1 protein-coding gene is annotated in these 549 nt (G+C 60.3%); it reads right to left on the bottom strand.

What is annotated here, in order from left to right:
- On the bottom strand, positions 1–405 hold a 405-nt coding region (locus AC1DE7_RS31830), incomplete at its 3' end, for a hypothetical protein (protein ID WP_477535896.1).
- Positions 406–549: the final 144 nt, after the last annotated feature.

The raw sequence follows: 549 nt of genomic DNA, 5'->3' as shown, positions 1-549 counted from the left end.
ACCGGGGAGTGTCTGCGGAGCGGGATTATTGGGCAGTGGACTGCCCTTGAAGTCGGTGTTATCCGACGTGTTGGGATCGCCGTCGGTATTAGCCTGTGTGGCGGTCCTGCCACCGGGATAATAGGCACCTTCCAACGGTGCGCAGACGGCGAGAGCGACGGCATAGGGTCCGTGTTTGCAGGAAACGCGAGTGTGGGTGGAGTCTGCCTGATCGACCTGGGTCCAGTGTTCGCACTCGAGGTTTCCAATGGTGCAGGGCTTGCCGTCGATGGAAATTTCAAGCTTGCAGCCAGCGCCAGGCTTGGTCGGATCACACAGCGGTTCGTTCGGATCGACCGTGGGAGCGTTCGTTTCCCATACGCGGGTGGTCGTGCCATCCAGATCGTTGAAGGCGTCGATATGCATCTTGCCGGTGTTGTGGCCCTTACCAGCAGCAGCACAGGACGGAACCTTGACAGCCCCCTTGTCCCCCTGGACGGCGGCATTACCGTCAGTCGCAGCAGTCACAGTGCCAAGCTGCCCGTTATCACTGATGCACTCAGCCGAGAC

It is taken from the genome of Paenibacillus sp. 10L310, from assembly GCF_056395745.1.
The sequence above is the reverse complement of the archived record's forward strand: the minus strand, read 5'-3'. Positions and strand labels throughout refer to the sequence as shown.